Source organism: Collinsella sp. AM23-17, assembly GCF_003470945.1.
In the GTDB taxonomy this organism is placed as follows: Bacteria; Actinomycetota; Coriobacteriia; order Coriobacteriales; family Coriobacteriaceae; genus Collinsella; species Collinsella aerofaciens_O.
In genome coordinates, this window is sequence record NZ_QRHU01000012.1 from 1 (window position 1) to 25,419 (window position 25,419).

Sequence of the window (25,419 nt, forward strand, 5' to 3'; positions counted from 1 at the left end):
AACCAGCGGCTTTTCTTATTTTGGTAAGAAAAAGGCGACCGCCCTGTGTGGACGGTCGCCTTTGTTAATTGTTGTGAAGCTCGCCTTAGGCGCGGGTCTTGATCTCCTCGGTCACCTTGGCAACAAACTCGTCAACGCTGATCTGAACGGTCTCGTTGGAGCGATCGCGGACGGAAATGTTGCCGGCCTCGACCTCCTTCTCACCCAGGATGAGCATGTAAGGAACACGGTCGATGCTGCGGGCCTCGCGGATCTTGTAGCCGATCTTCTCGTCGCGATCGTCGCAGACCACGCGAATGCCGGCCTCCTCCAGCTTGGCGCACACCTCGTGGGCGTAGTCGCGGCTCTTCTCAGAGACGGGAAGGGCCTTGACCTGCACGGGAGCCAGCCAAGTGGGGAACTTGCCCGCAAAATGCTCAATCAGAATGCCGATAAAGCGCTCGATGGAGCCAAAGCACACGCGGTGCAGCATGATGGGGCGCTTCTTGGTGCCGTCGGCGTCCACGTACTCTAGGTCAAAGTTGAGCGGCATCTGGAAGTCGAGCTGCACGGTACCGCACTGCCAGGTACGGCCGAGCGAGTCCTCCAGGTGGAAGTCGATCTTGGGGCCGTAGAAGGCGCCGTCGCCCTCGTTGACCTCGTAGTCCATGCCCAGCTTCTCCAGAGCGGTACGCAGGCCCTCCTCGGCGCGCGCCCAGTCCTCGTCCGAACCCATGGAGTCCTCGGGGCGGGTGGAAAGCTCAACGTGGTACTTAAAGCCAAACTTCTGGTACACGGAGTCGATGAGGTTGACCACGCCCACGATCTCGTCGGTCAGCTGGTCGGGACGCACAAACAGGTGGGCGTCGTCCTGGTTAAAGCAGCGCACGCGGAACAGGCCGTGAAGGGCGCCGCGCAGCTCGTGGCGGTGCACCAGGCCAATCTCGCCGGCGCGGATGGGCAGCTCGCGGTAAGAGTGCGGCTTGGAGGCGTACACCAGCACGCCGCCCGGGCAGTTCATGGGCTTAATGCAGTACTCTTCGTCGTCGATAACGGTGGAGTACATGTTGTCCTTGTAGTGGTCCCAGTGGCCCGAGGTCTTCCACAGCTGCTTGTTCATGATAAGCGGCGTGGAGATCTCCACGTAGCCGGCCTTGTGGTGGATCTCGCGCCAGTAGTCCAGCAGCGTATTCTTAAGGATCATGCCGTTAGGCAGGAAGAACGGGAAGCCGGGGGCCTCGTCGCGCATCATAAAGAGGTCCATCTCGCGGCCGATCTTGCGGTGGTCGCGCTTCTTGGCCTCCTCCAGCATGTGCATGTGCTCGTCGAGCTCTTCCTTGGTGGCAAAGGCGACGCCGTTGATGCGGGTGAGCATCTTGTTGTCCTTATCGCCCTTCCAGTAGGCGCCCGAGACGCCGGTGAGCTTAAAGGCCTTAAGGGCCTTGGTGTAGCAGATGTGGGGGCCGACGCACATGTCGATGTAGTCGCCCTGCTGGTAGAAGGTGATACGGGCGTCGTCGTCCAGGTCGCCGATGTGCTCGACCTTGTACTTCTCGCCGCGCTCCTCCATAAGGGCGATGGCCTCGGCGCGGGGCTTCTCGTACACGGAGAACTTGAGGTTCTCCTTGACGATCTTCTTCATCTCGGCCTCGATCGCGGGGAAGTCGTCCTCGCTGATCTTGACGCCCTCGGGCAGGTCGACGTCGTAGTAGAAGCCGTTGTCGGTCGCGGGACCGTAGGCAAAGTCGGCCTCGGGGTACAGGCGCTTGATGGCCTGCGCCATGATGTGCGCGGCGGAGTGGCGGATGACGTGCGTGACCTCGTCCTGCGGGAGCTCGGCCACCGAACCGTCATTGTAGAGTGCCTTCATGGGTATGTTTTCTCCTCTCGGATGCCTGATGCAAGTGCGTGCGATGCGTTCGGCGTTTTTGACTTGCATCATTATAGGCAGGTTGCCTTGGTATACAAGCGCCCGCCGCACCTTAATGGCACGGCGGGCGATTTTCTACGCATGCTTCATCGTGTGGAGGCGGGGTGCGCGCGGCTTGTGGCGCTTGCGACGCCCGTGGCTTGCGGCCGGCCCGGCGATGGATGCGTTACTGGATGCGAGTTCGGCAGTAGGGGCAGACCTTCCAGTGCGCATCGAGCGGACGATGGCAGCTGGGGCAGACGTTGCGAACCTGGGTATCGCACACCGGGCAGACGACGAAGTCCTTCTCGATGGGCGCGCCGCACTGCGGGCAGGTGCCGTACTGGGCAAGCTGGCGCTCGCGCAGGGCCATGTCCAGCTCCTGCTCCTCGCGGTCGGACGCGTAGGAGTGCGGGCGCAAGACCAGGTAGGCGATGAGGCCTACAAACGGGATGAGGGCGATGATGCCCCATGCCACGTAGGCGCTGGCGCCGCGGCGGCGAGCGTCGATGAACACATAGACGACCGACAGCACATACAGGGCGATGATAAAGCCAACGAAGGCATAGACGACGCCCATAAGCTGCGGCGACATGAGCTCGGAGATGTACTTGGACATTACGGGTACCTTTCGGGATATTAACAGTCCGGTCAAGTTTACCACGGGGTTTGTTTATAAGGGACCACGGCTAGGCGCGGGGCTGGCGCGGACACAAACATCTCAATCTGTAACGGGCGGAGACGAAATCCTGGTCTAGATGTTACAGATCGAGACACAGGGGTCCCTCCCCGACTTCAATCTCGATCTGTAACAACTGGGGCCCCAAAACCCCTCTTACTGTTACAGATCGAGACATTCAAAATCCGCCTGAAGGTTTGTCTTGATCTGTAGCATCTAGAACCAAAATCGTCAGCTAGCTGTTACAGATTGAGACGAAAGGTTGCCGTAGTTGTCGGCGGACGAGGTTGTCGACGTTGCCACGTCTCCCCTTTTCTGCCGTTGGCGGGTGTTGCGGGGCTGTTCACCGCATTGCCGCCGCGCTGGGGGTGTGCAGACCGTAGGATAGTCTTATTGACAGCCTGTCAACTCGTGTGGGAGGCACTGTGACGGAAACGTTTGATATCGCGATCGTGGGCGCGGGCATCACGGGGTGCGCCATCGCGCGGCAGCTCGCGCGCTATGACCTGTCCATCTGCGTGGTCGAGGCGGCTAACGATATTGCGCTGGGCGCGTCGAAGGCCAACGGCGGCCTAGTGCACGCCGGCTACGATCCGGCGCCGGGCACAGTTAAGGCGCAGGTCAACGCCCGTGGCTGCGAGTTGTACGGTACGTGGGCGCAGGAGCTGGGCTTCCTGTTCCGACGCACCGGGTCGATGGTGTTGAGCTTTAACGACGAGGACCGCGCGCATCTGGAAAAGCTGCGCCAGAATGGCATAGCCAACGGCGTTCCCGAGCTGTCGATTATCGGCCCCGAGCGCATCCACGAGCTGGAACCACGCGCGAGTGCCCTGGCCACGTGCGCGCTATGGTGCCCCTCGACTGGCTTTGTCGATCCCTTTGAGGTCACCATTGCCGCGCTGGAGAACGCCGTCGCCAACGGCGTGACATTTATGCGGTCTGCGCCGGTGGAAGCGATTGAGGTTGCTGGCGGCGAGGCTACCGACGGGGCGGTGCGCTTTACGCTGGCGACGCCCGCCGGAGAGGTGCGCTGCCGCTACCTGATCAACGCCGCGGGCAACGGCGCCGCGGACATCTCGCATATGGCGGGCGCCGAAGAGTTTAAGATGGTCTGGCGCCAGGGCAACATCGTGGTGCTGGACAAGGAGCCGCGGGCGCTCATGCCGCTCTACCCCGTTCCCACGCCGGTGTCCAAGGGCGTTATCGTCACGGGAACCGTACACGGCAACACCGTGATTACCGCGACGGCCGCCGTGCGCGAGCCGGGCGACACGCAGACCTATATGAGCGATGTAAACGCGCTCCTGAACGGCGCGCGCAAGCTGGTGCCCGACCTGGAGACGCACCGCGTGGTGCGTGCGTTTGCCGGCGGGCGTCCGGTCATTCGGGGAACGAACGACTTCTTTATTGGACAGTCGGCCGTGGTGCCGGGGCTCTTCCAAGCGGCGGGCATTCAGTCCCCAGGCGTGGCGAGCGCGCCTGCCATTGCCGAGCGTATAGAACTTGTGATGCGTGAGTCGGGCGTGGAGCTGCGCGAGCGGGCGGACTGGAATCCAATTCGCCGCGAGCCGGACGACTTTGACCGCGCACCGCTGGCGCGCAAGGAGGAGCTGATCGAGTCCGACCCCGCGTGGGGGCAGATCGTCTGCCGCTGCGAGACGGTGCCCGAGGCCGAGATAGTGGCCGCGATCCGACGCCACCCGGGCGCGGTTTCGGTCGAGGGCGTCAAGCGCCGCTGCCGAGCCGGCATGGGTCGGTGCCAAAGCGGCTTTTGCCAGAGCCGCGTGGTGGCGATCCTGGCGCGCGAGCTGGGCTGCGACCCCAGCGAAGTGCTGTTGGAAGATGCCGGATCTTGGTTGGTCGAGGGACCGCTGAAGGGGGTGCGCTAGGATGGCGGAATTCGGATCGAGCGCGATTGATTGCGGCGTCGTGGAAGACGTACAAACGCAAGTCTTTGACGTGGTCATTATCGGCGGCGGCCCCGCCGGCATGGCGGCCGCGCTGGCCGCGCATAAGGCAGGAGCACGCGTGGCCATCGTGGAGCGCGAGCAGCACCTGGGCGGCATTCTCCGCCAGTGCATCCACCCCGGCTTTGGCCTGTCTCACTTTAAACAGGAGCTCACCGGTCCCGAGTACGCGCAGCGCTTTATCGACCAGGTGCACGCAACCGACATTGCGCTGTTCCTGAACAGCATGGTGCTTGGGATTGATTCAGGCGAGCCTGCGGAACACACCGCGGTCCATACCGTCACGCTCATGAGCACCGCCGGCATGCTGCAGCTCACCGGGCGTGCGGTCGTCCTTGCCATGGGATGCCGCGAGCGCACGCGCAGCGAGATCAAGATCCCCGGCAGTCGTCCCGCCGGCGTGTTTACGGCCGGCCTGGCGCAGCGATACATCAATATCGAAAACCTCAAACCCGGCTCGCGCGCCGTCATTTTGGGTTCGGGCGATATCGGGCTGATCATGGCACGCCGCTGCACGCTCGAGGGGATTTCGGTCGAGGGCGTGTACGAGCTCATGCCGTACGCCAACGGTCTGCGCCGCAATGTGAAGAACTGCCTGGACGACTTTGGAATTCCGCTGTATCTGTCCACCACAGTGACGCGCGTGATCGGGCACGACCGCGTGGAAGCCGTCGAGGTGAGCCAAGTCGACGAGCGCCTGGCGCCCATTCCGGGGACCGAGCGCGTTGTTCCGTGCGACACACTGCTACTTTCGGTGGGATTGATTCCCGAGAACGAGCTTTCGGTTGCCGCGGGTGTAGAGCTTGACCCGCGCACGCGAGGCGCCGTGGTGGACCAGAGCCTGCAGACGGGCGTACCAGGCATCTTTGCCTGCGGCAACGTGCTGCACGTGCACGACCTGGCAGACAATGTGACGACTGAGTCCGAGAGGGCTGGCGCAGCTGCAGCGGCGTACGCGCTGGAAACCGGCGCGGGCCTCGTTCCGGACTGCGAGCTCACCGTCTCCCCTGCCGGCATTGCGGGATACGCGCTGCCGGGACGCATTACGGCCGTGGCGCTCACCAAGCTCAACTTCCGCGTGCGCCGACCAGTCGACGCCGCCCGCGTGCGCATTCTGGCAGGCGACGAAGAACTGTTCGCCGGCAAGGTCCGCCCGTTTAAACCGAGCGTTATGGAAAGCTTCCCGCTGCCGGCAAAGGCGATTCAGCGCGCACTCGACCTGGGCGCAAGCGAGCTTGTCCTGTCTGTCGACCCCGTTGAGGAGGCATAGTTCATGAGCACAAATGTGACCGAGACATTGCAGTTCAACTGCACCACCTGCCCATCCGAGTGCCTCCTGACCGTAGAGATGGAGCGCGATGCCAACGGTGCCGTAACAGCGGTGCGCTCCGTGACCGGCAACAGCTGCCCGCGCGGTGATAAGTTCGCGCATCAAGAGCTCATCTGCCCCATGCGCGTGCTCATCACCACCGTGGCCGCATCCGGCGGCGACGAAGCCCTACTCCCCGTTCGCACGGCCGAAGCCATCCCGCTAGAACTCCACGCCCAGGCCATGGACCTCATCCGCGGCGTGGTCGTCGAGGCCCCCATCCGCATGGGCGACGTTGTCCTACCCAACCTCCTCAACACGGGCATCGACCTCATCGCCAGCATGGACATCGACCCCGCCTAAGCAGCTAATTAAAGACGGGACTCTTTTAGCTACTTTTGCCCGCACGCTTGCTAGGCTGGTCATGCCAAGGAGTGTCCCGAAGTGCCGGCATAAAAGGAGCGTCCCTATGTGCCGGGCTTGGGATACCATGGTGGCAGCCTAGCGAAAGGATGTTTCATGGCACATGTCGATGACCAGCGTGTGGCGCGCGTGCTCGATGCACTCGAGGCTCAGCACCCCGGCGCGCAGCTGCTCGTAAACGACCCGTGGTCGATTTACTATCTGACCGGTTTTTATGCCGATATGTTCGAGCGTTTTTGTGGCGTGCTGCTCGCGCGCAATACCGAGCCAGTGATCCTAGTCAACGCGCTGCATCAGCTGCCCGAGTATGATAATGCGCGCGTCACCTATCACACCGATACCGACATCGTGGGCGACGCCATCGCTCGCGAGGTCGATCCGACCAAACCGCTCGGCATCGACACCGTCATGCGTTCCGGCTTTTTGATGCCGCTCATGGATCGTCGCGCCGCGAGCGAGTTCTTCCTGGGCGACTTTGCCGTCTCCGCCGCACGCGCCCACAAGGATGCCGCCGAGCAGGAGCTCATGCGCGTGTCCTCGGCCGCCAACGACGCCGTGATGGCCGATGCCATCAAACTCGTCCACGAAGGCGTAACGGAGCGCGAAATTGCCGACCAGATGCTCGGCCTGTACCGCAACCACGGCTGCGAGGGCTTTAGCTTTCCGCCCATCGTGAGCTTTGGCACCAACGCCGGCGATCCGCACCACGAGCCCGACGACACCGTACTCAAGCGTGGCGACGTGGTGCTGTTCGACATTGGCGGACGCCGCTGCAACTACTGCTCGGACATGACGCGTACATTCTTTTGGGGCGAGCCGGACGAGGAGACGGAGCGCATCTACGATATCGTGCGCCGCGCCAACGAGGCCGCCGAGGCGCTCATCGCGCCGGGCGTGCGTATGTGCGACCTGGACCGTGCCGCACGCGACGTGATTGAGGATGCGGGCTACGGCAAGTACTTTACGCACCGCCTGGGCCACTCGATCGGCCTGCAGGACCACGAGCCGGGCGACGTCTCGCTCGTCAACGAGCAGGTCGTAGAGCCGGGCATGACGTTCTCCATCGAACCGGGTATATACCTCCCCGGTCACACCGGCGTCCGCATCGAGGACCTGGCCCTGGTGACCGAGAACGGCGTCGAGATTCTCAACGCCTACCCCCACGATCCGGTCCGTCTGGACTAGGCAATGCGGCAAAGGCGCTGTCCCTTTGCCGCATCCCACCAATACCGCGCCACAAAAACGGCCTATCTACTACGTTTAACCCGCAAGGGTCGACCATGCGGGAATTTTTTGAAAATCGACAAGCTATCTACCTGCGGTTTTAATTTCACAATGCTCCGCGTGGTCGAGGGTAGTCGGTAAAACGTAGTAAATAGGCCCATTTCGTGGCGAGCAAGTCAACTCGAGGCGCAGGGCAGCCAAAAAAGCCCCGTCCCAAATTGACTGCTTTTGAGTTGCGGTGATATACGGACCGTTTGAGGCTTCTGGCTTGTAAAACAGTCCGTATTTCACCGCAACTGATGAGGGGATGGGTTAACGGAGCAGCCCCGCTACTTCGCCGGCTAGGGTGATGGTACCGGCTGCTACGAAAGGCTCGCCCGCGGCATCGAAAGCCGCGAGGGCCTCGGATACGCTGGGGTACACGCCCGCGAGCTTGTCGGCGTCCACCAGGGAGGCAAGCTCCTGTGCGGGCAAGGCGCGATCGGAATCGGTCTGGGTTACGACCACGCGGGGGAACGCCGGAACCAGAACGTCAACGATACCCGCCACGTCCTTATCGGCCAGCGCGGCGCACAGCAGCGTGGGGCGATTCTCTACGCACGAATCGATCTCGTCCAGTGCGCTCACAAAGTTCTCGCAGCTCTGAGGGTTATGACAGGCGTCGATCAGCTTGAGCGGATCGGTTCCCAGCACATCAAAGCGACCCGGCGTGGGGCAGGCCATAAGCGACGCATCGAGCTTGTCGTGGTCGAGCTCGCGACCCAGATACCCCTCGCACAGCATGATCGCACACGCGGCATTCTGCGGCTGATACGCCGGCTTGACCATGCTCGACGTATAGATGGCACGCGGCGAGGTGCAGCTGAACTCCACCGTGTCGCCCACATGTGCCGGCACCTTGGTCGTGGCATGGTTCACCACCAGCGGCACTATGCCGCACTCGCGACAACGTGCATCCATCACGCGCTGAACGCTCGCCTCGTGCGTGCCCTCGCCCAGCACAACCAGGCGTCCGGGCTTAATGACCGCAGCCTTCTCCCCCGCAATGGCCTCGAGCGTATCGCCCAAAATGCGTGTGTGGTCGAGTCCAATGCCCGTAATGGCAACGGCGACGGGATCGGTCGCGCTCGTGGCGTCCCAGCGTCCGCCCATGCCGACCTCGAGCACGGCAACATCCACCGCGGCCTCAGCAAACACGACAAGTGCGGCAGCCGTCAGCAGGTCAAACGGCGTAATGGAATAGGCGCGCTCCCCCGCCGCAACACGACGGGCATTCACGCGATGTCCCGCCTCAACAGCAGCAGAAACACCACGGGCAAACGACTCGTCGCTCACAACGCGCCCATCAACCTCCATGCGCTCGGGATAGCGCACCAGCTGCGGCGACGTATACAGCGCGGTCTTTAACCCCTCACCACGCAAGATAGCAGCCGAAAAACGCGTGGTCGAAGTCTTGCCATTGGTACCGGCAACCTGAATGCAATCAAAATATTCGTCCGGACGCCCCAGCTCATCAAGCATATCGACAACCGTCTCAAGCAAAGGACCAGCATCCCCAGAAATCCGCCCCGTATCAGCAGCCAGCCCAACAGCCTCATCAAATGAAAGCAAATCAAACTCAAAAGGAACGGTATACAAGCCGGAACGCTTAGGCATTTTTAGAACCGCCATTCATAGAAAAATAAAACAGTATAGGTTGAGGATAGTCAGCGAAAACGCCTCTGATGAGCCAAGGTGCCGTGAAACAAGGGCGCATAGGGCTTATGCCCATGCGCCCGAAGTTGAACGGCAGATTGGCCATCAGAGGCGTTTGCAGCGTCGAGTCAGCCGCCGTTCGTTAGAACGGCGGAATAGGTGTCCGCAGTAGCGAGCAATGCCCCAAACCGCGTCCCCCAGTACCGCTTACGAGAAGTCAGCAACCTGCGAGGTCAGCGCCGCCAGGATCTCCTTGAGCTCAGCTGCACGGTCCCTCTTCTTTTGGACCACCGCGGGCGCGGCCTTGGCCACAAAGCCCTCGTTGGACAGCGTCTTCTCGCAGCCGGCAAGCTCCTTCTGAGCCGCGGCGATTTCCTTCTCCAGACGCGCCTTCTCGGCCGAAAGGTCAACCTTGCCCTCGAGCACCACAAAGACCTCGACGCCGCTATCGACCACGGCAATGCTCGCGGCCGGCTTCTCAACGTCGGTACCCATAACCAGCGAGGCGGTGTTGGCCAGCGGCTCGATGGTCGAGCGCAGACTCTCGAGCTTCTCGATGTCCTCGGCGCCGGCGCGCACGACCACGTCGAGCTCGGCCTTGGGGCTCAAGCGATAGCGCGAACGCGTGGCGCGGGCGGCAGACACGACGGTGCGGCACAGCTCAAACGCGCGCTCGGCGTCCTCGTCAACATACTTAGCGTAGTCGGCGGGCTCGGGCCACTTGGCGATCATGAGCGCCTCGGCGCGGTCCACGTTGCCCTCGGCATCCAGGTCGAGAACGCTTGCCGGCATGTTGTCCCAGATCTCCTCGGTGACAAACGGCATGAGCGGGTGCATCAGGCGAATGGAGGTGTCAAGCACAAAGATCAGGTTGCGCTGCGCCTGCAGACGGCCCTCGCCCTTCAGGCGAGCCTTGGTGACCTCGACGTACCAGTCACAGACCTCGTTCCAGAAGAACTGCTGCACGCCGCGCGCCATGTCGCCAAAGGTGTACTTCTCAATACCCTCGGTGACCATCTTCACGGCCTTGGCCAGGCGGCTGAACATCCAGGCGTCGGCCGGCGTCTCAACGACGGGCTCGCCGGGCGTGTAGCCCTCCATGTTCATAAGCAGGAAGCGGCTGGCGTTCCAGATCTTGGTCACAAAGCTCTTGGCCTGCTCGGTGCGCGGGCTGTCGATGAGCTTCTTGGTCTTCTTATCGATGTTCGCGTCGAACTTGACGTCCTGGTTGTTAGTGCACAGCGTGAGCAGGTTGTAACGCATGGCGTCGGCGCCGTACATGCCAATGAGGTCCATGGGGTCAACGCCGTTACCCTTGGACTTGGACATGCGGCTGCCGTCCTTGGCCAGGATCGTCGGGTAGATGACAACGTCCTTAAACGGCACCTCGTCCAGGAAGTACAGCGAGCTCATGACCATGCGGGCGACCCACAGCGCGATGATGTCGCGAGCGGTGACGAGCGCCGTCGTGGGGTGATGGCCCTCGAGCAGCTCCGGCTTTTGCGGCCAGCCCTGCGTGGCAAAGGTCCACAGCTGCGAGCTGAACCAGGTGTCCAGCACGTTCTCGTCCTGGTGCACGTGATGGCCGCCGCACTTGGGGCACACGTCGGTGTCCTCGGTCAGGGCGTCCTCCCAGCCGCAGTCCTCGCAGTAGAACACGGGAATGCGGTGGCCCCACCACAGCTGGCGGCTAATGCACCAGTCCTTAAGGTTCTCCATCCAGGTGGTGTAGGTCTGCGTCCAGCGCGCGGGGTGGAAGGTGACCTTGCCGGAGTTTACGGCGTCGAGCGCCGGCCCCTTGAGCTTGTCGACGGCGACGAACCACTGCTCGGACAGCCACGGCTCCAGGGCGGAGTCGCAACGGTAGCAGTGCATGACGGAGTGGTCGAGTTCTTCGACGTGATCGAGCAGGCCGTGCTCGTCAAACCACTTGACAACGGCCTCGCGGCACTCGTCGCGATTCATGCCGGTAAACTCGCCGTAGCCCTCGACAACTACCGCGTGCTCATCGAAGATATTGATCTGCGGCAGGTCATGGGCCTGACCCATGGCGTAGTCGTTGGGGTCGTGGGCCGGGGTGACCTTGACGAAGCCGGAGCCAAAGTTGGCGTCGACATGCCAATCCTCAAAGATGGGAATCTCACGGTCGACGATGGGGAGCTTGACGGTCTTACCCACGAAGGCGGCCTTCTCGGGATCCTTCGGGGAGACGGCAACGCCCGTGTCGCCGAGCATGGTCTCGGGACGGGTGGTAGCGACGACGATGTAGTCCTGGCCGTTGACCGGCTCGGTCAGCGGGTAGCGCAGGTGCCACAGATGGCCCTTCTCGTCCTTGTACTCAGCCTCGTCGTCCGAGATAGCGGTAGTGCAGTTGGGGCACCAGTTGACGATGCGCTTGCCGCGGTAGATCAGGCCGTCGTGGTACCAGTCGCAGAAGACCTTACGCACGGCCTGGGCATAGTCCTCGTCCATGGTGAAGCGCTCGTTGTCGAAGTCGACGGAGCAGCCCATGCGCTTAATCTGCTCGACGATGATGCCGCCGTACTCGTGAGTCCAGTCCCAGCAGGCGTCGACGAACTTGTCGCGGCCGATCTCCAAGCGGCTGATGCCCTCGCTCTTGAGCTTCTTATCGACCTTGGTCTGCGTAGCGATACCGGCGTGGTCGGTGCCCAGCACCCAGCGCGTGGACTTGCCGCGCATGCGAGCCATACGAATGATGGCGTCCTGGATGGAGTCGTCGGTGGCATGGCCCATGTGGAGCTTGCCGGTCACGTTGGGAGGCGGAATGGTGACGGTGCAGTCGCCCACGCCCTCACGGCGCTTGTAGTAGCCGCCGTCGAGCCACTTCTGCAGGATCGCCGGCTCGTTGGTCGACGGATCGTAGTTCTTGGGCATTTCTTCCATATATCTCTCCCTTGCCCGTCGGGGAGGAATGTAGGCCCGCTAGGGTCTGCATTCCTCCCCTTAGGTATCGATTACTTCAGTCTGATATGACTTCGCTGAGGCTTAAACAAACACACAGAATAACACAGGTAGTTGGGTGTTTTGCGTATATATAAAATAGCCTCCGACCGCGGATGGTCGGAGGCTATTTGCAAGCACGTTTTTGGCAGGTTTACCCGTAAATGCGTTGGGGCTGTTCTTCGCCCTTAACCGCCGCTTCGGTCACGATGACCTTGGCGACACCCTCCTCGCTGGGGAGGTCGAACATCGTCTGCTGAAGCACGTCCTCGCAGATGGAACGCAGGCCGCGGGCGCCGGTCTTGCGGGCGAGCGCCATACGGGCGATCTCGTGAAGGGCCGCGGCCTCAAACTCAAGCTCAACGTCCTCGAGCTGGAACATCTTGCGGTACTGACGCACCACGGCGTTCTTGGGCTCGGTCAGAATCGACACCAGGTCGTCCTCGTCGAGCGCCTGCGTCTGGGTGACAACGGGCGTACGGCCCACGAACTCGGGGATCATGCCAAAGGCGTTGAGGTCCTGCGGGAGCACCTGACGCAGCAGGTCGTTCTCGTCGACCGAGGTGGGGCCGGCGATCTCGGAGTTAAAGCCCACGCCCTTGTTGCCCACGCGGTCGGCGATGATCTTGTCCAGACCCACAAAGGCACCGCCGCAGATAAACAGGATGTTAGTCGTGTCGATCTGCAGCAGCTCCTGCTGGGGATGCTTGCGGCCACCGGTAGGCGGAACGCTGGCCACCGTGCCCTCAAGAATCTTAAGCAGCGCCTGCTGAACACCCTCGCCCGAGACATCACGGGTAATGGAGAGGTTCTCGGCCTTGCGGGCGATCTTGTCAATCTCGTCCACGTAGATAATGCCCACCTGAGCGCGCTCAATGTCGCCATCGGCAGCATTGATGAGCTTAAGCAGGATGTTCTCCACGTCCTCGCCAACGTAACCAGCCTCGGTGAGCGCGGTGGCATCGGCGATGGCAAACGGCACCTCGAGGATGCGCGCGAGCGTCTGGGCCAACAGGGTCTTGCCGGTACCGGTGGGACCGAGCAGCAGGATGTTGGACTTGGCGAGCTCCACCTCGTCCATATCGTCGTCAAACTGACCGCCCATGCCCGATGCCTCGTCAAAGGCAGACACCGCGGCGCCGCCCTCGATCACGCGACGATAGTGGTTGTACACGGCAACCGACATGGCGCGCTTGGCGTCCTCTTGGCCCATGACATAAGCCGAAAGCTCGTCATAGATCTCGTGCGGCGTCGGCACGTGCGTGATGACCTGGCGGTCGTCCTCGAGCTCAAAGCCCTCGGTCTCGGGGTCCACAGCGGGCTGCCCGGCAGCCTGGCCGTGGTCGTTGAGGAAGCCCGGCAGCTTGCCATTGCGGGCAGCGTCCATAAAGTCCGAAGCCAGCGACTCCTCCAGAATCTCGGAGCAGGCGGCGACGCACTCGTCACAGATAAAGATGTTGGTCGGGCCCTTTACGAGGCGTCGGACCTGGCCCTGCTCTTTTCCGCAGAAGGAGCAGCGGATGGGGTTGCCGTTCTCGTCAAAGTTGTCCTGCATGTTTCCTGCCATCCTAGGCGTCCTTCGCGGCGAGATCGCGAGAGGTGACGATACGGTCAATCAGGCCGTAGTCGAGGGCCTCGGCAGCGGTCAGGTAGTTGTCGCGCTCGGTATCGGCCTGGACCTTCTCGATGGGCTGGCCCGAGGCGTCGGACAGAATCTGGTTGAGCTCGCGACGGGTCTTCTTGATCTCCTCGGCCACAATCTCAATCTCGGTCTGCTGGCCCTGGGCACCGCCGCTGGGCTGGTGAATCATGACTTTGGAGTGCGGCAGGCAGAAGCGCTTGCCCTTAGCGCCGGCCGAAAGCAGCACGGCGGCCATGGACGCGGCCATACCGACGCAGATGGTGGAGACCTGCGGCTTAATGAAGTTCATGGTGTCAAGAATCGCCAGGCCGGAGTAAACCTCGCCACCGGGCGAATTGATGTAGAGCGAGATATCCTTCTCGGCATCCTGGCTCTCAAGATGCAGTAGCTGGGCAACGACCAGGTTGGCGCTGACGGAGTTGATCTCCTCGCCCAAGAAGATAATGCGGTCGTTGAGCAGGCGCGAATAGATATCGTAGCTGCGCTCGCCGCGCGGCGTCTGCTCGATAACGTATGGCACGAGGGCGGAATCGAACTTGGCGATCATACGCATCTCCATTTCTCTTACGGACCAATAGTGGTTCTAGACAAACGTACGGTGCCCGCATGCTATGCATTGGCTGGCACCGTACGAAGCAACCGGATAACCGGTGTATAACTTTACCCCATCACGGGCGCACCCATGCGCTCGCGGGCAAGGTGGCGAGAATTACTCGGCGTCCTTGGCGGTCTCGTCGACCTCGGTCACCTTGGCGTTCTCGACCAGGTGGTCGACGGCCTTGGAGCGACGGATGGACTCACGGACGGCAGGCATGCGGCCATCGGCGATGAACTCGGCCTTGGAAGCCTCGACGTCCTTGACGCCGGCCTTCTCGAACTCGGCGTTTATGTCGTCCTCGGTGACCTCGATCTTGAGCTCGCGGGCAAGGGCGTCGAGAGCCAGGGACTCACGGGCAACGTCGTTAGCCTGTTTGTGCAGGTCGCCGATGAACTGCTCCATGGTCAGGCCGGAAGCGGGCAGCCAGGTGTCGAGCGTCATGCCACGGGCAGCGAGGTTGGACAGGAAGTTCTGGCCAAGCTCCTCAAAGACGGACTGCTCGTAGTCGGCGTCCATCTCGTCGAGCTGCAGGCGCTCGGCGAGAGCGGAGACGCAACGGTTCTCCTTCTCGGCCGGGAGGCGGGAAGCCTTGTCCTGCTCGATCTCGATCTTGATGGCGTCGCGCATGGCGTCGATGCTGTCGAAGCCAAAGTCGGACTTGACGAGCTCGTCGGTGAGCTCGGGGGTGTTGCGGACCTTGATGCCCTTGACGGTGACCTCGACGGTGTGGGTCTCGGCCTCCTCGCCCTCCTCGACCTCGTCGGTCCAGGTGACGGTCTTGACATCGTCAACGTTAGCGCCGATCAGGGCCTCGTTGAACTCGGCGGGGTTGCTGTCGCTACCGGCGATGAGCATGCGGCCCTCAGCAGCGAAGTTGTCGGCGTTCTCGACGGCCTTGAGGTCGACGGTGACGTAGTCCTCGGCCTCGACGGCGCGACCCTCAACGTCCTCGAAGGTGGCACGGTAGTTGAGGAGCATCTCGACCTGGTTGTTGATCTCGGACTCGGTGACCTCCGCAGGGGGCATCTCGATCTCGACAGCGTCGAAGGAGGAGAGCTCAGCGGCGGGACGCAGGGAGAACTCGACGGTGTAGGTGTAGTCCTCGTGATCCTTAGCGAGGTCGAGGTCCTTGTAGTCACCGCTCTTGGTGGGGACGATGTCCAGCTCGTTGAGGACGGCGGGCTCGTTGGCGGCGATCAGGTCGTTGGTGGCCTGAGCGAGGGTTGCCTCGGCGCCAAGAGCGGAGTCGATGACCGGACGGGGAGCCTTACCGGCGCGGAAGCCCGGGAAGCGGTACTTCTTGGCGGTGTCCTTGTAGGCCTTCTTGATCGCGGCGTCGACGTCGGCGGCCGGGATGGTGACCGTAGCGGTGAGCTTGGCGTCCTTGACGTCAGAAGCGGTGATGTTCAACACGTTCCTCCTCATACTGCCCAGCTTATCTGAGGTGCTGGTACCTTTATGCAACAAAGAGTCGCGACGGCGGGAGCCGACGCAGATGCGTTGGTGCGGGCGAAAGGACTCGAACCTTCACGGGAATCCCACCAGAACCTAAATCTGGCGCGTCTACCAATTCCGCCACGCCCGCATGAGCGCACAGACTAGGAATGATAGCAGATACGAACGGCAAGCGCACGCACACCTTTTACAGGCTCACGACCTCACCACGAGTGCAAAAGGCGGGGCGAGTTGCCCCACCCCGCCAATTACGACTTATTCGCTGACCCGCTACTCCCCCAGCAGGGCCTTCTCGGGCGTGATGGGCAGCGAGCGGACCTGGTGGCCGGTGGCGTGTGCCACGGCCGAGGCCACGGCGGCGAGCGGCGTGTTGATGACGACCTCGCCGATCGATTTGGCGCCAAACGGGCCCGTCGGCTCATAGCTCGGCTCAAAGGCCACGCGGATGCTGCCGATATCCAGGCGCGTGGGCAGCTTGTAGCTCATAAAGTTGCCGGTACGCAGACGGCCGCGGTCGTCGTGCTCGACAATCTCGTAGAGCGCGTGACCGATACCCTGGGCAATGCCGCCCTCGGCCTGGACGCGCGCGAGCGCCTCGTTGATCACGGTGCCGCAGTCGACGGCAGCCGCGTAGTCCACAACAGTCACCTTACCGGTGGCCTTGTCGACCTCGACCTCGGCAATGCCGGCCATAAACGGCGGAGGCGAAACGGGCAGGCAGGCAGAGGCATGCGAGGTCAGCGCGTCGCCGCCCTCGATGTTCTTAACGCACAAGTTGGCAAAGTCGCGCAGCGTGAGGTAGCGGTTCTGCTCGCGCGCGGCACGCTCGTCGGACAGGCGCACGTACTGGCCATCAAAGACCACGTCGGTTGCGTCCACGTCCCACATCTGGGCGGCCTTAGCGCAAATCTTCTCGCGCAGCTCGGTCGCGGCGTTCTTGGCGGCAAGGCCCGTCACGTAGGTACCGGAGCTCGCGTACGAGCCGGCGTCGAACGGCGACACGTCGGTATCCACGCCGCGCACCACGATCTGCGAGCTCTCCACGCCCAGCTCCTCGGCGGCAATCTGCGCCAGGATCGTGTCGACGCCCATGCCGTTATCGGTAGCGCCGGTGCCGATGGTAATGAAGCCATCCTCTTCCAGGCGCATGTCAATGCCGGCGATGTCCACGTTGGAGATGCCCGAGCCTTGCATGGTGAGCGCGCAGCCCAGGGCGCGCACGCGGTCGCCCAGGTCCACGGCCAGCGGCTTGTCGCGCCAGCCGATCATATCCATCGCGCGCAGCAGGCAGCGGTCGAGCGCGCAGGCGTTAAGCTTCTCGTTGTAGTACTGCGGCATGATCTCGCCCTCGCGCACCATGTTCTTGAGGCGCAGGTCGGCAGGATCCATGTGCAGCATGTCGGCGAGCTCGTTGACGGCGCTCTCCACGGCAAACTGGCCCTGGGTGGCACCGTAGCCACGATACGCGCCACCACGGTTGGTATTGGTGTAGACGGCGTCCCACCTAAAGCGGCTCGCCTTCACATGGTTGTAAATCGGCAGGCTCTTGTGGCCCGAAAGGCCGATCGTTGTGGTAGCGTGCTCGCCGTACGCGCCGGCGTTGGACAGCGTGTGCAAGTCGATGGCCGTGATGGTGCCGTCGTTCATGGCGCCCAGCTTAACGGTCATCTGCATCTGGTGGCGCGAGTTACCCGCGGTGATAGTCTCCTCGCGGGTGTAGCAGCAGTAGCTCGGACGGCCAGTCTGCTGGGTCACGAACGCAACGAAGATCTCGCAGCAGCCCGTCTGCTTGGAGCCAAAGCCGCCGCCGATGCGCGGCTTAATGACCTGCACCTGCGACTGCGGAATGTCGAGCGACTGCGCGACCATGCGGCGCACGTGGAAGGGCACCTGCGTCGAGGTGGTCACCGAGATGCGGCCGAAGGCGTCGGTCGTCGCAAAGGCGCGGAAGGTTTCCATGGGCGCGGTCTGCGTGGCCTGGCTGGTGTAAGTGCGCTCAAAGACGATGTCGCTCTGGGCGAAGGCCTCGTCCAGATCGCCATAATCGCTGGTACCGCTGCACACCAGGTTGCGCGGAACATCGCCGCCCTGCGGGAACATAAAGGTCACGTCGCCCTCGGGGTGGACCACGATGTCGTTATCGAGTGCCTGGGTAAAGTCGAGCAGGGGCTCGAGCACCTCGTAGTCGACCTTGATGAGCTTGAGCGCCTTATCGGCGGCCTCCTCGGTCTCGGCGGCGACGATCGCCACCTCTTCGTTTTGGTAGCGGACGAGGTTCTCGAGAATCAGACGGTCGTAGGGACTCGGCTGCGGATAGCTCTGGCCGGCAATGGTAAAACGGCGCTTGGGAACGTCCTCGTAGGTGTAGACGCCCACCACGCCGGGCACCTTCAGGGCGCGCGACGTATCGATGGAGCGGATCTTGGCGCGGGCATACGGGCTGCGCTTAAGTTTGACGATGAGCGCACCGGCGGGCACCATGTCGCCCGTGTAGACGGGACGGCCCTCGAGCAGGGCCTTCGAGTCCTTCTTGGGCTGCTTGTGGGTAATCTGCTTGTAGGTGACGCCGTCAGAGCTCGTGTCGTTGACCGGCAGCTCGGGCATCTCGAAGCCCACCTGCACGCCGGACTCGTTAAGAAAGCGGACGATGGCGCGCAGCTGGCTCTCGTAGCCGCTGCAGCGGCAGAGGTTGCCAGCCAGCTGGCGCGAGAGCTCCTCGCGCGTGGCGACGAGGCTCGGGTCCTCCTTGGCGGCGCGGGCAAGCGCCAGCACGTTCATGATGAGGCCGGGGGCGCAAAAACCGCACTGCTCGGCACCTTCGGAAGCCATCGCACGGGCAAGCGCCTCGGACTCGGCCTTGAGGCCCTCAAGCGTGGTGATGGTGTGGCCCTCAACACGGGCGGCGGGAACCGAGCAGCTCAGCACCGGGTCGCCGTCGAGCCACACCGTGCACAGACCGCAGTTGGTGGTCTCGCAGGCGCAACGCACCGACGCGCAACCCTGCTCGCGCAAAAGCGCAAAGAGCATGGTATCGGGGGCAATCTGAACCTTGACCTTGCGACCGTTGAGCGTAAAGGAAAGATCGATGAGTTTGGCAGCCATTAGCGCACCTCGCTAGAATCGACGCCGGGCACGCGGCGGCAGGAATACTCGTCCGTGGCGAACTTAGGGATCTGCACGCACTCGAGTTCGCGGGCAAGCGCGGCCGAAAGCTCGATGCCGGCGGCGCGGCGCACGGCCTGAATCGCCAGCGGGGCCGAGATGCGGCGGCGGTAGTCGGCCGAGCCCCACAGGTTGGTGCCGTAGCTCAGCGCGCGCACGGATGCGGCAAGGGCACGCAGCTCGTCCTCGGAAGGCTGCTCGGCGGTAAGGCCACATGCCTCGCCCTGCAGCAGGGTCGCGCGCAGCGGGCGGGCGCCCACGGTGACATGCCAGGTGTTATCCCACCAGGCGGCGGTGACGTTGAGCGAGGGGAAGTCGGTCGCGGCCTTGCGCACGGCCTCATAACTCGCACGGTAGTCGTGCTTGACGACCACGACGTGCTCGATCACGTCGCGCACGTAGCCCATGTTCACAAACTCGGCGAGCGGCACACGTCCGGCGCCCGTCAGCTCAACGTACGAATCGAGCGCCAAAAAGGCCGAGAGAACGTCCGAGAAGCCAAAGCGGCCGTAGATGCTGCCGCCCACCGTGGCGGTGTTGCGCAGCTGCACGCCCACGATGTCGTGGACGGCGAACTCGAAGACATTATTGACAAGCGCGTTGAGCCCGGCATGACGCTCGAGCTGGCGCAGGGTGCACATGGCACCGATGCGAAACTCGGTCTCGGTCTCCTCGATCTGATCGAGTCCACAGGCCGAAAGGTCAATCGCCGTCGCCACACGACGCGAACCCAGGCGCATCCAGATGCCGCCGCCCACAATCTTGTTGTTACGGTTCTTCTGCAAGAGCTCATAGGCTTCGGCCGCGTTTCCAACACGGACGTAGGTACCGAACTTGAGCACGTTCTCCCCCATCTCTTCACTTGTCCAGTACCTTTAAGTGTACCAAACGAGGGGGCATAGCTCGTGTCGGGACAAAATGAACCGTTTTCCTCCGTCGCATGCGGATCAAAAAAGGCTCCCAGCCAAGATGACTGGGAGCCTTCTGCGATGCTATATCGAGCGAAGATTTAGCAGACGCCCTGGGCGAGCATGGCGTCGGCGACCTTCAGGAAGCCGGCGATGTTGGCGCCCATGACGAAGTTGCCCTCCTCGCCGTACTCCTTGGCGGTGTCGTCCACGTTGTGGAACATGCCGCGCATGAGCTGCTCGAGCTTGCCGTCGACCTCCTCGAAGGTCCAGGACAGGTGCTCGGCGTTCTGGCTCATCTCCAGGCCGGACACGAGCACGCCGCCGGCGTTGGCAGCCTTACCGGGCATAAAGGCGACGCCGTTCTCCTGGAAGTAGGTCGTGGCCTCGATGGTCGTGGGCATGTTCGCGCCCTCGCCGACCACCTTGCAGCCGTTGGCGACGAGCGCCTGGGCGTCCTCGAGCAGCAGCGTGTTCTCGCGAGCGCAGGGCAGCGCGATGTCGCAGGGAAGCTGCCACACGCCGCGGCCGTCGCCCTCGTGCCACGTGGCATTGGGCTTCTCGTCAACGTACATAGCGAGCGTGACGCCCTTGTCGTGGCCGGAGCGCTTCTTGTTGTAGACATGCTCGAGCACGGTGTAGTCGATGCCGTCGGGATCCTCGACCCAGCCGTGGGTGTCGGAGCAAGCCAGGACCTTGCCGCCGAGCTGGGCGACCTTCTGGACCGCGTAGATAGCGACGTTACCGGAGCCGTGAACGATGACGTTCTTGCCCTCGAAGGACTCGCCGCGGCTCTTGAGGTACTCGTCCACAAAGTAGACCAGACCGTAGCCGGTGGCCTCGGTACGGGCAAGCGAGCCGCCAAAGGAGAGACCCTTGCCGGTGAGGACGCCGGTCCACTCGTTGGTCAGGCGCTTGTACTGACCGAACATGTAGGCAACCTCGCGGCCGCCAACGCCCAGGTCGCCGGCGGGAACGTCGGTGTTGGGGCCAATGTGGCGAAAGAGCTCGGTCATGAAGGACTGGCAGAAGTGCATGATCTCGTTGTTGGACTTGCCCTTGGGGTCAAAGTCGGAGCCGCCCTTGCCGCCGCCCATGGGAAGGGTGGTCAGGCTGTTCTTGAGGATCTGCTCCAGGCCCAGGAACTTGAGCATGCCCAGGGTGACCGTCGGGTTAAAGCGCAGGCCGCCCTTGTAGGGTCCAATAGCAGAGTTGAACTCGACACGATAGCCGCGGTTGACCTGAACCTTGCCCTGGTCATCGACCCAGGGGACACGGAACATAACGATGCGCTCGGGCTCGACGAGGCGCTCAAGCAGGGCGGCCTCCTCGTACTCGGGATGGGCGTCGAGCGCCGGCTGGATGGTGCCGAGGATCTCGGTCGCGGCCTGGATGAACTCAGGCTGCTCGGGATAGCGGGCCTTGAGCTCGTCGAGAACTTTCTGCGTGTAGCTCATGCTTCCTCCAATTGATGGAAAAGAAAGGTGTCGTTCGCGGCGCCTCATACGCCGCGAGCTTTATCGAGTATGGATAATATCGCACTGTTGCAGCAAAGTTTCGCATAAGCCGACGAGCAGATGTTTCGTTTTGATTACGATGCAGGTAGAAGCGTTTTTGAGCACCCGACGTACAAATCGCGTGTTTCGAAGCTGTTTCGTCCACGTGGTCCATACCACCACAAAGAGGACAGGCACCTTTGTGGCGGTTGGCAGGATGCGTTGGCGGGAACGTATGTGAATCGAACACATCCAAGACGTTTTGCACGCCTCACAACGGTTTTGAGGACCGCGGGGCCCACCGGAGCCCATCCGTTCCCAAACGTGGCGGTATTTTACCAAACGCGCAGTGTCGCGCCACGAAAACGGCCCATCTACTACGTTTAACCAGCAAGGGTAAACCATACCCACTTTTTCGTAACATCGGCAAGTCATCTACCTGCGGTTTTGTTTTTGCGGTTTTTGAAATGGTCGAGGGTAGTCACTTAAACGTAGTAGATAGGCCGGTTTTGTGGCGAGCGGCGATTCGGAGCCCTAGCGCAGGGATCTGAGACCGCCGGCCTCCTTGTTGAGCGTCGTAAAACGCACCGCATCCAGGTGCTCCAAGATGCTAATGGCTCGTTTGCGCGACACGCCTAAGGCCTCGCGCAGCACACTCGTCGTGGCAACGCCGCCAGCAGCCTCGATAGCCGCGGCGACGACCTCACGTGCATGGGCCTCGGCGGCGGCAGACAAGGCAACGTCGCGTTCGATCTTAACGATCGCGCGGTTGAGCGAAAGCTCGCGCAGGGCACGCGTCATGGTGTCGCGATCGAGCTGCAACTGTTCGCTCACCTCGGGAAGCGTCGGCGCATTAAGACCGGCCTCATCCAGCAGGGCCACGATACGCTGGCCAGCCTCGCGCACCACGCGTATCGCCGCGGCGGCGGAATGCGGGTCGAACACCTCGGCACCGTCGACGGCGCACACGCCACGTGCACAGCCCTCGGCAATAAGTGCCATCGCGACATCGTTACCGGCGCCCGGCCAAGCCGCGTGCGCGACCGCACCGGACGTAAAGCCGATCTCCTTGGGAGCCGCCGCGTGCATGGAGGACAAGGCCGCAGCCAGCACATCCATTGCAGCATCGAGAGCCGAGGCATCTGCGTAGAGCACCGCACCGCCCGCAGCAAGCTCGCACACGGCAGCCTGGTCCACAAGCCCACGCAAAACGATCTCGACCTCGCCGGTAACAAGATCGAGCGCTGCGGCAACACCGGCAGCAGCAACAGGCAGCGTTTGCAGCGCCAGCCACGCGTGTACGCCGTCCGCGACATCTCCGGACTCAAGCGCCGCATACAACGCGCGCTCCCCCGCCGACAGGACCCGCGCGCGGCGACAGCGCGATAGCAGGACGCGTCCGCCGCCAAGCAGCGAAATCGGCGAATACGACAGAATGACGGCATGATCGCCGGCGCGCAACGGCAGCGGCCGTTCCAGGCGCACCTGCACCACACGCGTCTCGCCGACCGCAATAGGCGGCTCGTCGTCTAAAAGCATAATGCGGCCGAGCACCCCAGCCGTGCCCGCCATAACGTGCACGCGTGTACCCGAAGCAAGAACGCCGGCTCGCACGCCATCGCGCCCCACATATGTCAGTTGCATCAAAAAGCGCAGCGTCTGGCCCACGCGACCCTCGACGCCGAGCATCTCGCCGCGCTTGAGGCCCGCCACGCCATCGCCCACCAGGTTCAGGGCGACGCGCTGGCCGGGAACCGCGCACTGGGTATCCCCGTGAACCTGCACCCCGCGCACGCGACAGCGCGTTTGCGACGGCAGCGCAACGAGCTCATCGCCAACCGAAACGGGACCGTCGTGCAGCGTACCCGTCACGACGGTTCCGGTGCCGCGGATGCTAAAGCAACGGTCGATGGGAAGACGGGGCGCGGCGCCCGAGCCAGCGGTCGCCTCCAGATGCTCCGACCAGCACGAACAAACCGTGTTATCGAGCGTCGTAAGCAGCTCGTCCAGGCCCTCGCCCGTCTTGGAGGACACCGGCACTATAGAGGCACCCGCAAACACGGTCCCGTCCAGAAACGCCTCGACATCGAGCTCCGCCAGCGCGGCAATCTCGTGGTCGGCCAAATCGCGCATCGTGAGTGCGACGACCATGCGCGTCACACCCAACAGCTCCAGAACCCGAACGTGCTCGCGGGTCTGCGGCATCACGCCCTCAACGGCCGAAACCGCCAGCAACGCAACGTCCACGCCGGTGGCGCCCTGCACCATGGCGCGCAGATAGTGCGCATGCCCGGGTACGTCGACCAAGCCGACAAGCTTGCCGCTGGGAAGCTCGAGCTCGCCAAAGCCGAGCTCAGTGGTCATGCCTCGGCGCCGTTCGACCTCCAGACGGTCGGGATTTTTGCCGGTCAGCGCCTCGATAAGGGCCGACTTTCCGTGGTCGACGTGTCCTGCCGTTCCGACGATAACGGGACATTCGACAAGCTCGCGCGCGGTCATCGACGCAAACCTGCCCGCACGGCATCCGCCAACGCAGACGCACACAGGTCAAGGTCGGTGTCGCGCAAAAGCGTGCGAACGTCAAAAAGCACCTGGTCGTGCCGCACGCGCGTCACAACCGGCGTATCGGGCTCCTGTACCATAGCGCGCTTTAGGCCATCGGCGGATAGACGCCCATCGACGGGACAGACGGCAACGCAAAAAGTTGGGAGCTCGACGGTCGGCAGCGAACCGCCGCCCGGAGCAGACACGCCCTCGACAACCTGCAGCTCCACCGCCTCCTCACACTGAGACTCGCGAAGCTTGCGCAGCATGCGGTCATGCAGGCGCTTGGCCTGACGCTCGAGCGGAGCCGGCGCGCCGGAAAGCATGTTGAGCACCGGGATCTCCCGCTGTGCCGTATCGAGACCGGTCACATACAAGCGCAAAGTGGCCTCGAGCGCCGCGAGTGTGAGCTTGCCGGGACGAAGCGCGCGCATGAGCGGATGCGAAGCGCAGACGGCGATTACTTGGGCGCTACCGAGAATAATGCCCGCCTGCGAGGCGCCGAGCAGCTTGTCGCCCGAGCACGAGACGACGTCAACGCCGGCGCAAAGCGAAGCGGATGTTGGCTGCTCCCCCGCATCGGCGAGCACCCCGTCTGCAAGCAACGCGCCCGAGCCCTGGTCCTCGTACAGCAACAGCCCGTGCTCATGCGCCAGCACGGAAAGCTCCGCCACCGAAACCTCCTCGTGGAAGCCTTCGATACGGTAGTTGGAAGGATGAACTTTCAGGATCATCGCCGTGTTGGGCGTAATGGCGCTTCGGTAATCATCCAGATGCGTGCGGTTAGTAGAACCCACCTCGACAAGTTTGGCACCCGAAGCCGCCATGATGTCGGGGATGCGGAAGCTGCCGCCCACCTCGACAAGCTCGCCACGGCTCACGATGACCTCTTTGCCGCACGCATGCGCGGCAAGCACCAGCAGCACCGCCGCGGCGTTGTTGTTGACAACCAGGGCGTCCTGCGCCCCCGTGAGCGTGCGCAGCAGACGCGCGGCATGCTCTTTGCGACCCCCACGGGCACAGGTCGCGACGTCATACTCAAGCGTGCTGTAGCCGCGGGCGACATCGGTCACCGCCTGCACCGCTGCGGGAGCGAGCGGGGCACGACCCAGATTGGTGTGAATCACAACGCCCGTCGCGTTGACAGCAGGGCGCAGGGTCGGCAGCGACAGTCGGTGGCACCGCCGCTCGATGGCCAAGGCAAGCTCGCGCTTGTTCCTAGCAGGAGCGCCAGAGCGAATCGCCGCGCGCTCGGCATCGAGCTCGGCGTCGATCGCCTCGCGCGCAATCGTGTCGCCCGCATCGCCGGCAGCCTTCATGACCGGCCACTCGACCAGCAGCTCGTGAACGGCGGGAATGGAGCGCAGGCGGTCGCGCACCTCGGCAGGCATGGATTCGCAGTCGCTCATGGAAAGCCTTTCGACATGTTCAATAAAAAGCAGGTCCCCCCTTGGTCGTCATCAGCCAA

The 25,419-nt window shown here is 62.9% G+C and carries 16 protein-coding genes and 2 tRNA genes; 4 read left to right on the top strand and 14 right to left on the bottom strand.

All coding sequences use genetic code 11. The features are described 5' to 3' along the window. Positions 1-85: 85 nt before the first annotated feature. Together thrS and DW645_RS05645 are read right to left on the bottom strand one after the other, a co-directional pair. Complete coding sequence (gene thrS, locus DW645_RS05640; protein ID WP_118226752.1) at positions 86-1,849, bottom strand: threonine--tRNA ligase; 1,764 nt, start codon at positions 1,847-1,849, stop codon at positions 86-88. A 226-nt stretch (positions 1,850-2,075) separates the two neighbouring features. Then, complete coding sequence (locus DW645_RS05645; RefSeq protein WP_055251579.1) at positions 2,076-2,507, bottom strand: zinc ribbon domain-containing protein; 432 nt, start codon at positions 2,505-2,507, stop codon at positions 2,076-2,078. Positions 2,508-2,992: 485 nt separating this feature from the next. Here DW645_RS05645 and DW645_RS05650 point away from each other — a divergent pair, with 485 nt between their 5' ends. From DW645_RS05650 to DW645_RS05665, 4 genes are all read left to right on the top strand, one after another. Then, the gene (locus DW645_RS05650; protein ID WP_118226754.1) at positions 2,993-4,456 is read left to right on the top strand and encodes an NAD(P)/FAD-dependent oxidoreductase; all 1,464 of its coding nucleotides are present in this window, start codon (positions 2,993-2,995) and stop codon (positions 4,454-4,456) included. A gap of 1 nt (position 4,457) precedes the next feature. Then, the gene (locus DW645_RS05655; RefSeq protein WP_118226755.1) at positions 4,458-5,804 is read left to right on the top strand and encodes an NAD(P)/FAD-dependent oxidoreductase; all 1,347 of its coding nucleotides are present in this window, start codon (positions 4,458-4,460) and stop codon (positions 5,802-5,804) included. Between the two features lie 3 nt (positions 5,805-5,807). After that, complete coding sequence (locus DW645_RS05660; protein ID WP_118226757.1) at positions 5,808-6,206, top strand: DUF1667 domain-containing protein; 399 nt, start codon at positions 5,808-5,810, stop codon at positions 6,204-6,206. Between the two features lie 156 nt (positions 6,207-6,362). Next, on the top strand, positions 6,363-7,451 hold the full coding sequence (locus DW645_RS05665; RefSeq protein ID WP_118226759.1) for a Xaa-Pro peptidase family protein: 1,089 nt from the start codon (positions 6,363-6,365) through the stop codon (positions 7,449-7,451). Between the two features lie 351 nt (positions 7,452-7,802). Here DW645_RS05665 and DW645_RS05670 read toward each other — a convergent pair whose 3' ends face one another. The 12 genes from DW645_RS05670 to selA all read right to left on the bottom strand — a co-directional run bounded on the left by DW645_RS05670 (position 7,803) and on the right by selA (position 25,360). Beyond that, positions 7,803-9,146 carry a folylpolyglutamate synthase/dihydrofolate synthase family protein gene (locus tag DW645_RS05670; RefSeq protein WP_118226761.1) on the bottom strand — a complete coding sequence of 448 codons (1,344 nt, stop codon included), beginning with the start codon at positions 9,144-9,146 and terminating at the stop codon, positions 7,803-7,805. 246 nt (positions 9,147-9,392) lie between these two features. After that, positions 9,393-12,089: a valine--tRNA ligase gene (locus DW645_RS05675; protein WP_118226763.1), complete on the bottom strand. Its 2,697-nt coding sequence runs from the start codon at positions 12,087-12,089 to the stop codon at positions 9,393-9,395. A 211-nt stretch (positions 12,090-12,300) separates the two neighbouring features. Then, entirely contained in the window at positions 12,301-13,713 is a 1,413-nt protein-coding gene (clpX, locus tag DW645_RS05680) for an ATP-dependent Clp protease ATP-binding subunit ClpX (RefSeq protein WP_118226765.1), read from the bottom strand. 1 nt (position 13,714) lies between these two features. After that, on the bottom strand, positions 13,715-14,335 hold the full coding sequence (locus tag DW645_RS05685; protein ID WP_022095182.1) for an ATP-dependent Clp protease proteolytic subunit: 621 nt from the start codon (positions 14,333-14,335) through the stop codon (positions 13,715-13,717). A gap of 162 nt (positions 14,336-14,497) precedes the next feature. After that, a complete protein-coding gene (gene tig, locus DW645_RS05690; RefSeq protein ID WP_233540720.1) occupies positions 14,498-15,799 on the bottom strand; it encodes a trigger factor in 1,302 nt (433 codons plus the stop codon). 88 nt (positions 15,800-15,887) lie between these two features. Next, positions 15,888-15,971 (bottom strand) — tRNA-Leu (locus tag DW645_RS05695). Between the two features lie 140 nt (positions 15,972-16,111). Continuing rightward, positions 16,112-18,943, bottom strand: a complete 2,832-nt coding sequence (locus tag DW645_RS05700; RefSeq protein ID WP_118226769.1) for a molybdopterin cofactor-binding domain-containing protein — start codon at positions 18,941-18,943, stop codon at positions 16,112-16,114. Then, entirely contained in the window at positions 18,943-19,845 is a 903-nt protein-coding gene (locus tag DW645_RS05705; RefSeq protein WP_199576437.1) for a xanthine dehydrogenase family protein subunit M, read from the bottom strand. The genes DW645_RS05700 and DW645_RS05705 overlap by 1 nt, the downstream gene beginning before the upstream one ends. Positions 19,846-20,012: 167 nt before the next feature. Then, entirely contained in the window at positions 20,013-21,368 is a 1,356-nt protein-coding gene (gdhA, locus tag DW645_RS05710; RefSeq protein WP_118226773.1) for an NADP-specific glutamate dehydrogenase, read from the bottom strand. Positions 21,369-21,630: 262 nt separating this feature from the next. After that, positions 21,631-21,727: transfer RNA gene (locus DW645_RS09935), tRNA-Sec, on the bottom strand. A gap of 214 nt (positions 21,728-21,941) precedes the next feature. Next, positions 21,942-23,906 carry a selenocysteine-specific translation elongation factor gene (gene selB, locus DW645_RS05715; protein ID WP_118226775.1) on the bottom strand — a complete coding sequence of 655 codons (1,965 nt, stop codon included), beginning with the start codon at positions 23,904-23,906 and terminating at the stop codon, positions 21,942-21,944. After that, on the bottom strand, positions 23,903-25,360 hold the full coding sequence (gene selA / locus DW645_RS05720; protein ID WP_118226777.1) for an L-seryl-tRNA(Sec) selenium transferase: 1,458 nt from the start codon (positions 25,358-25,360) through the stop codon (positions 23,903-23,905). Before selA ends, selB begins: the two co-directional genes overlap by 4 nt. Between the last annotated feature and the right edge of the window lie 59 nt (positions 25,361-25,419).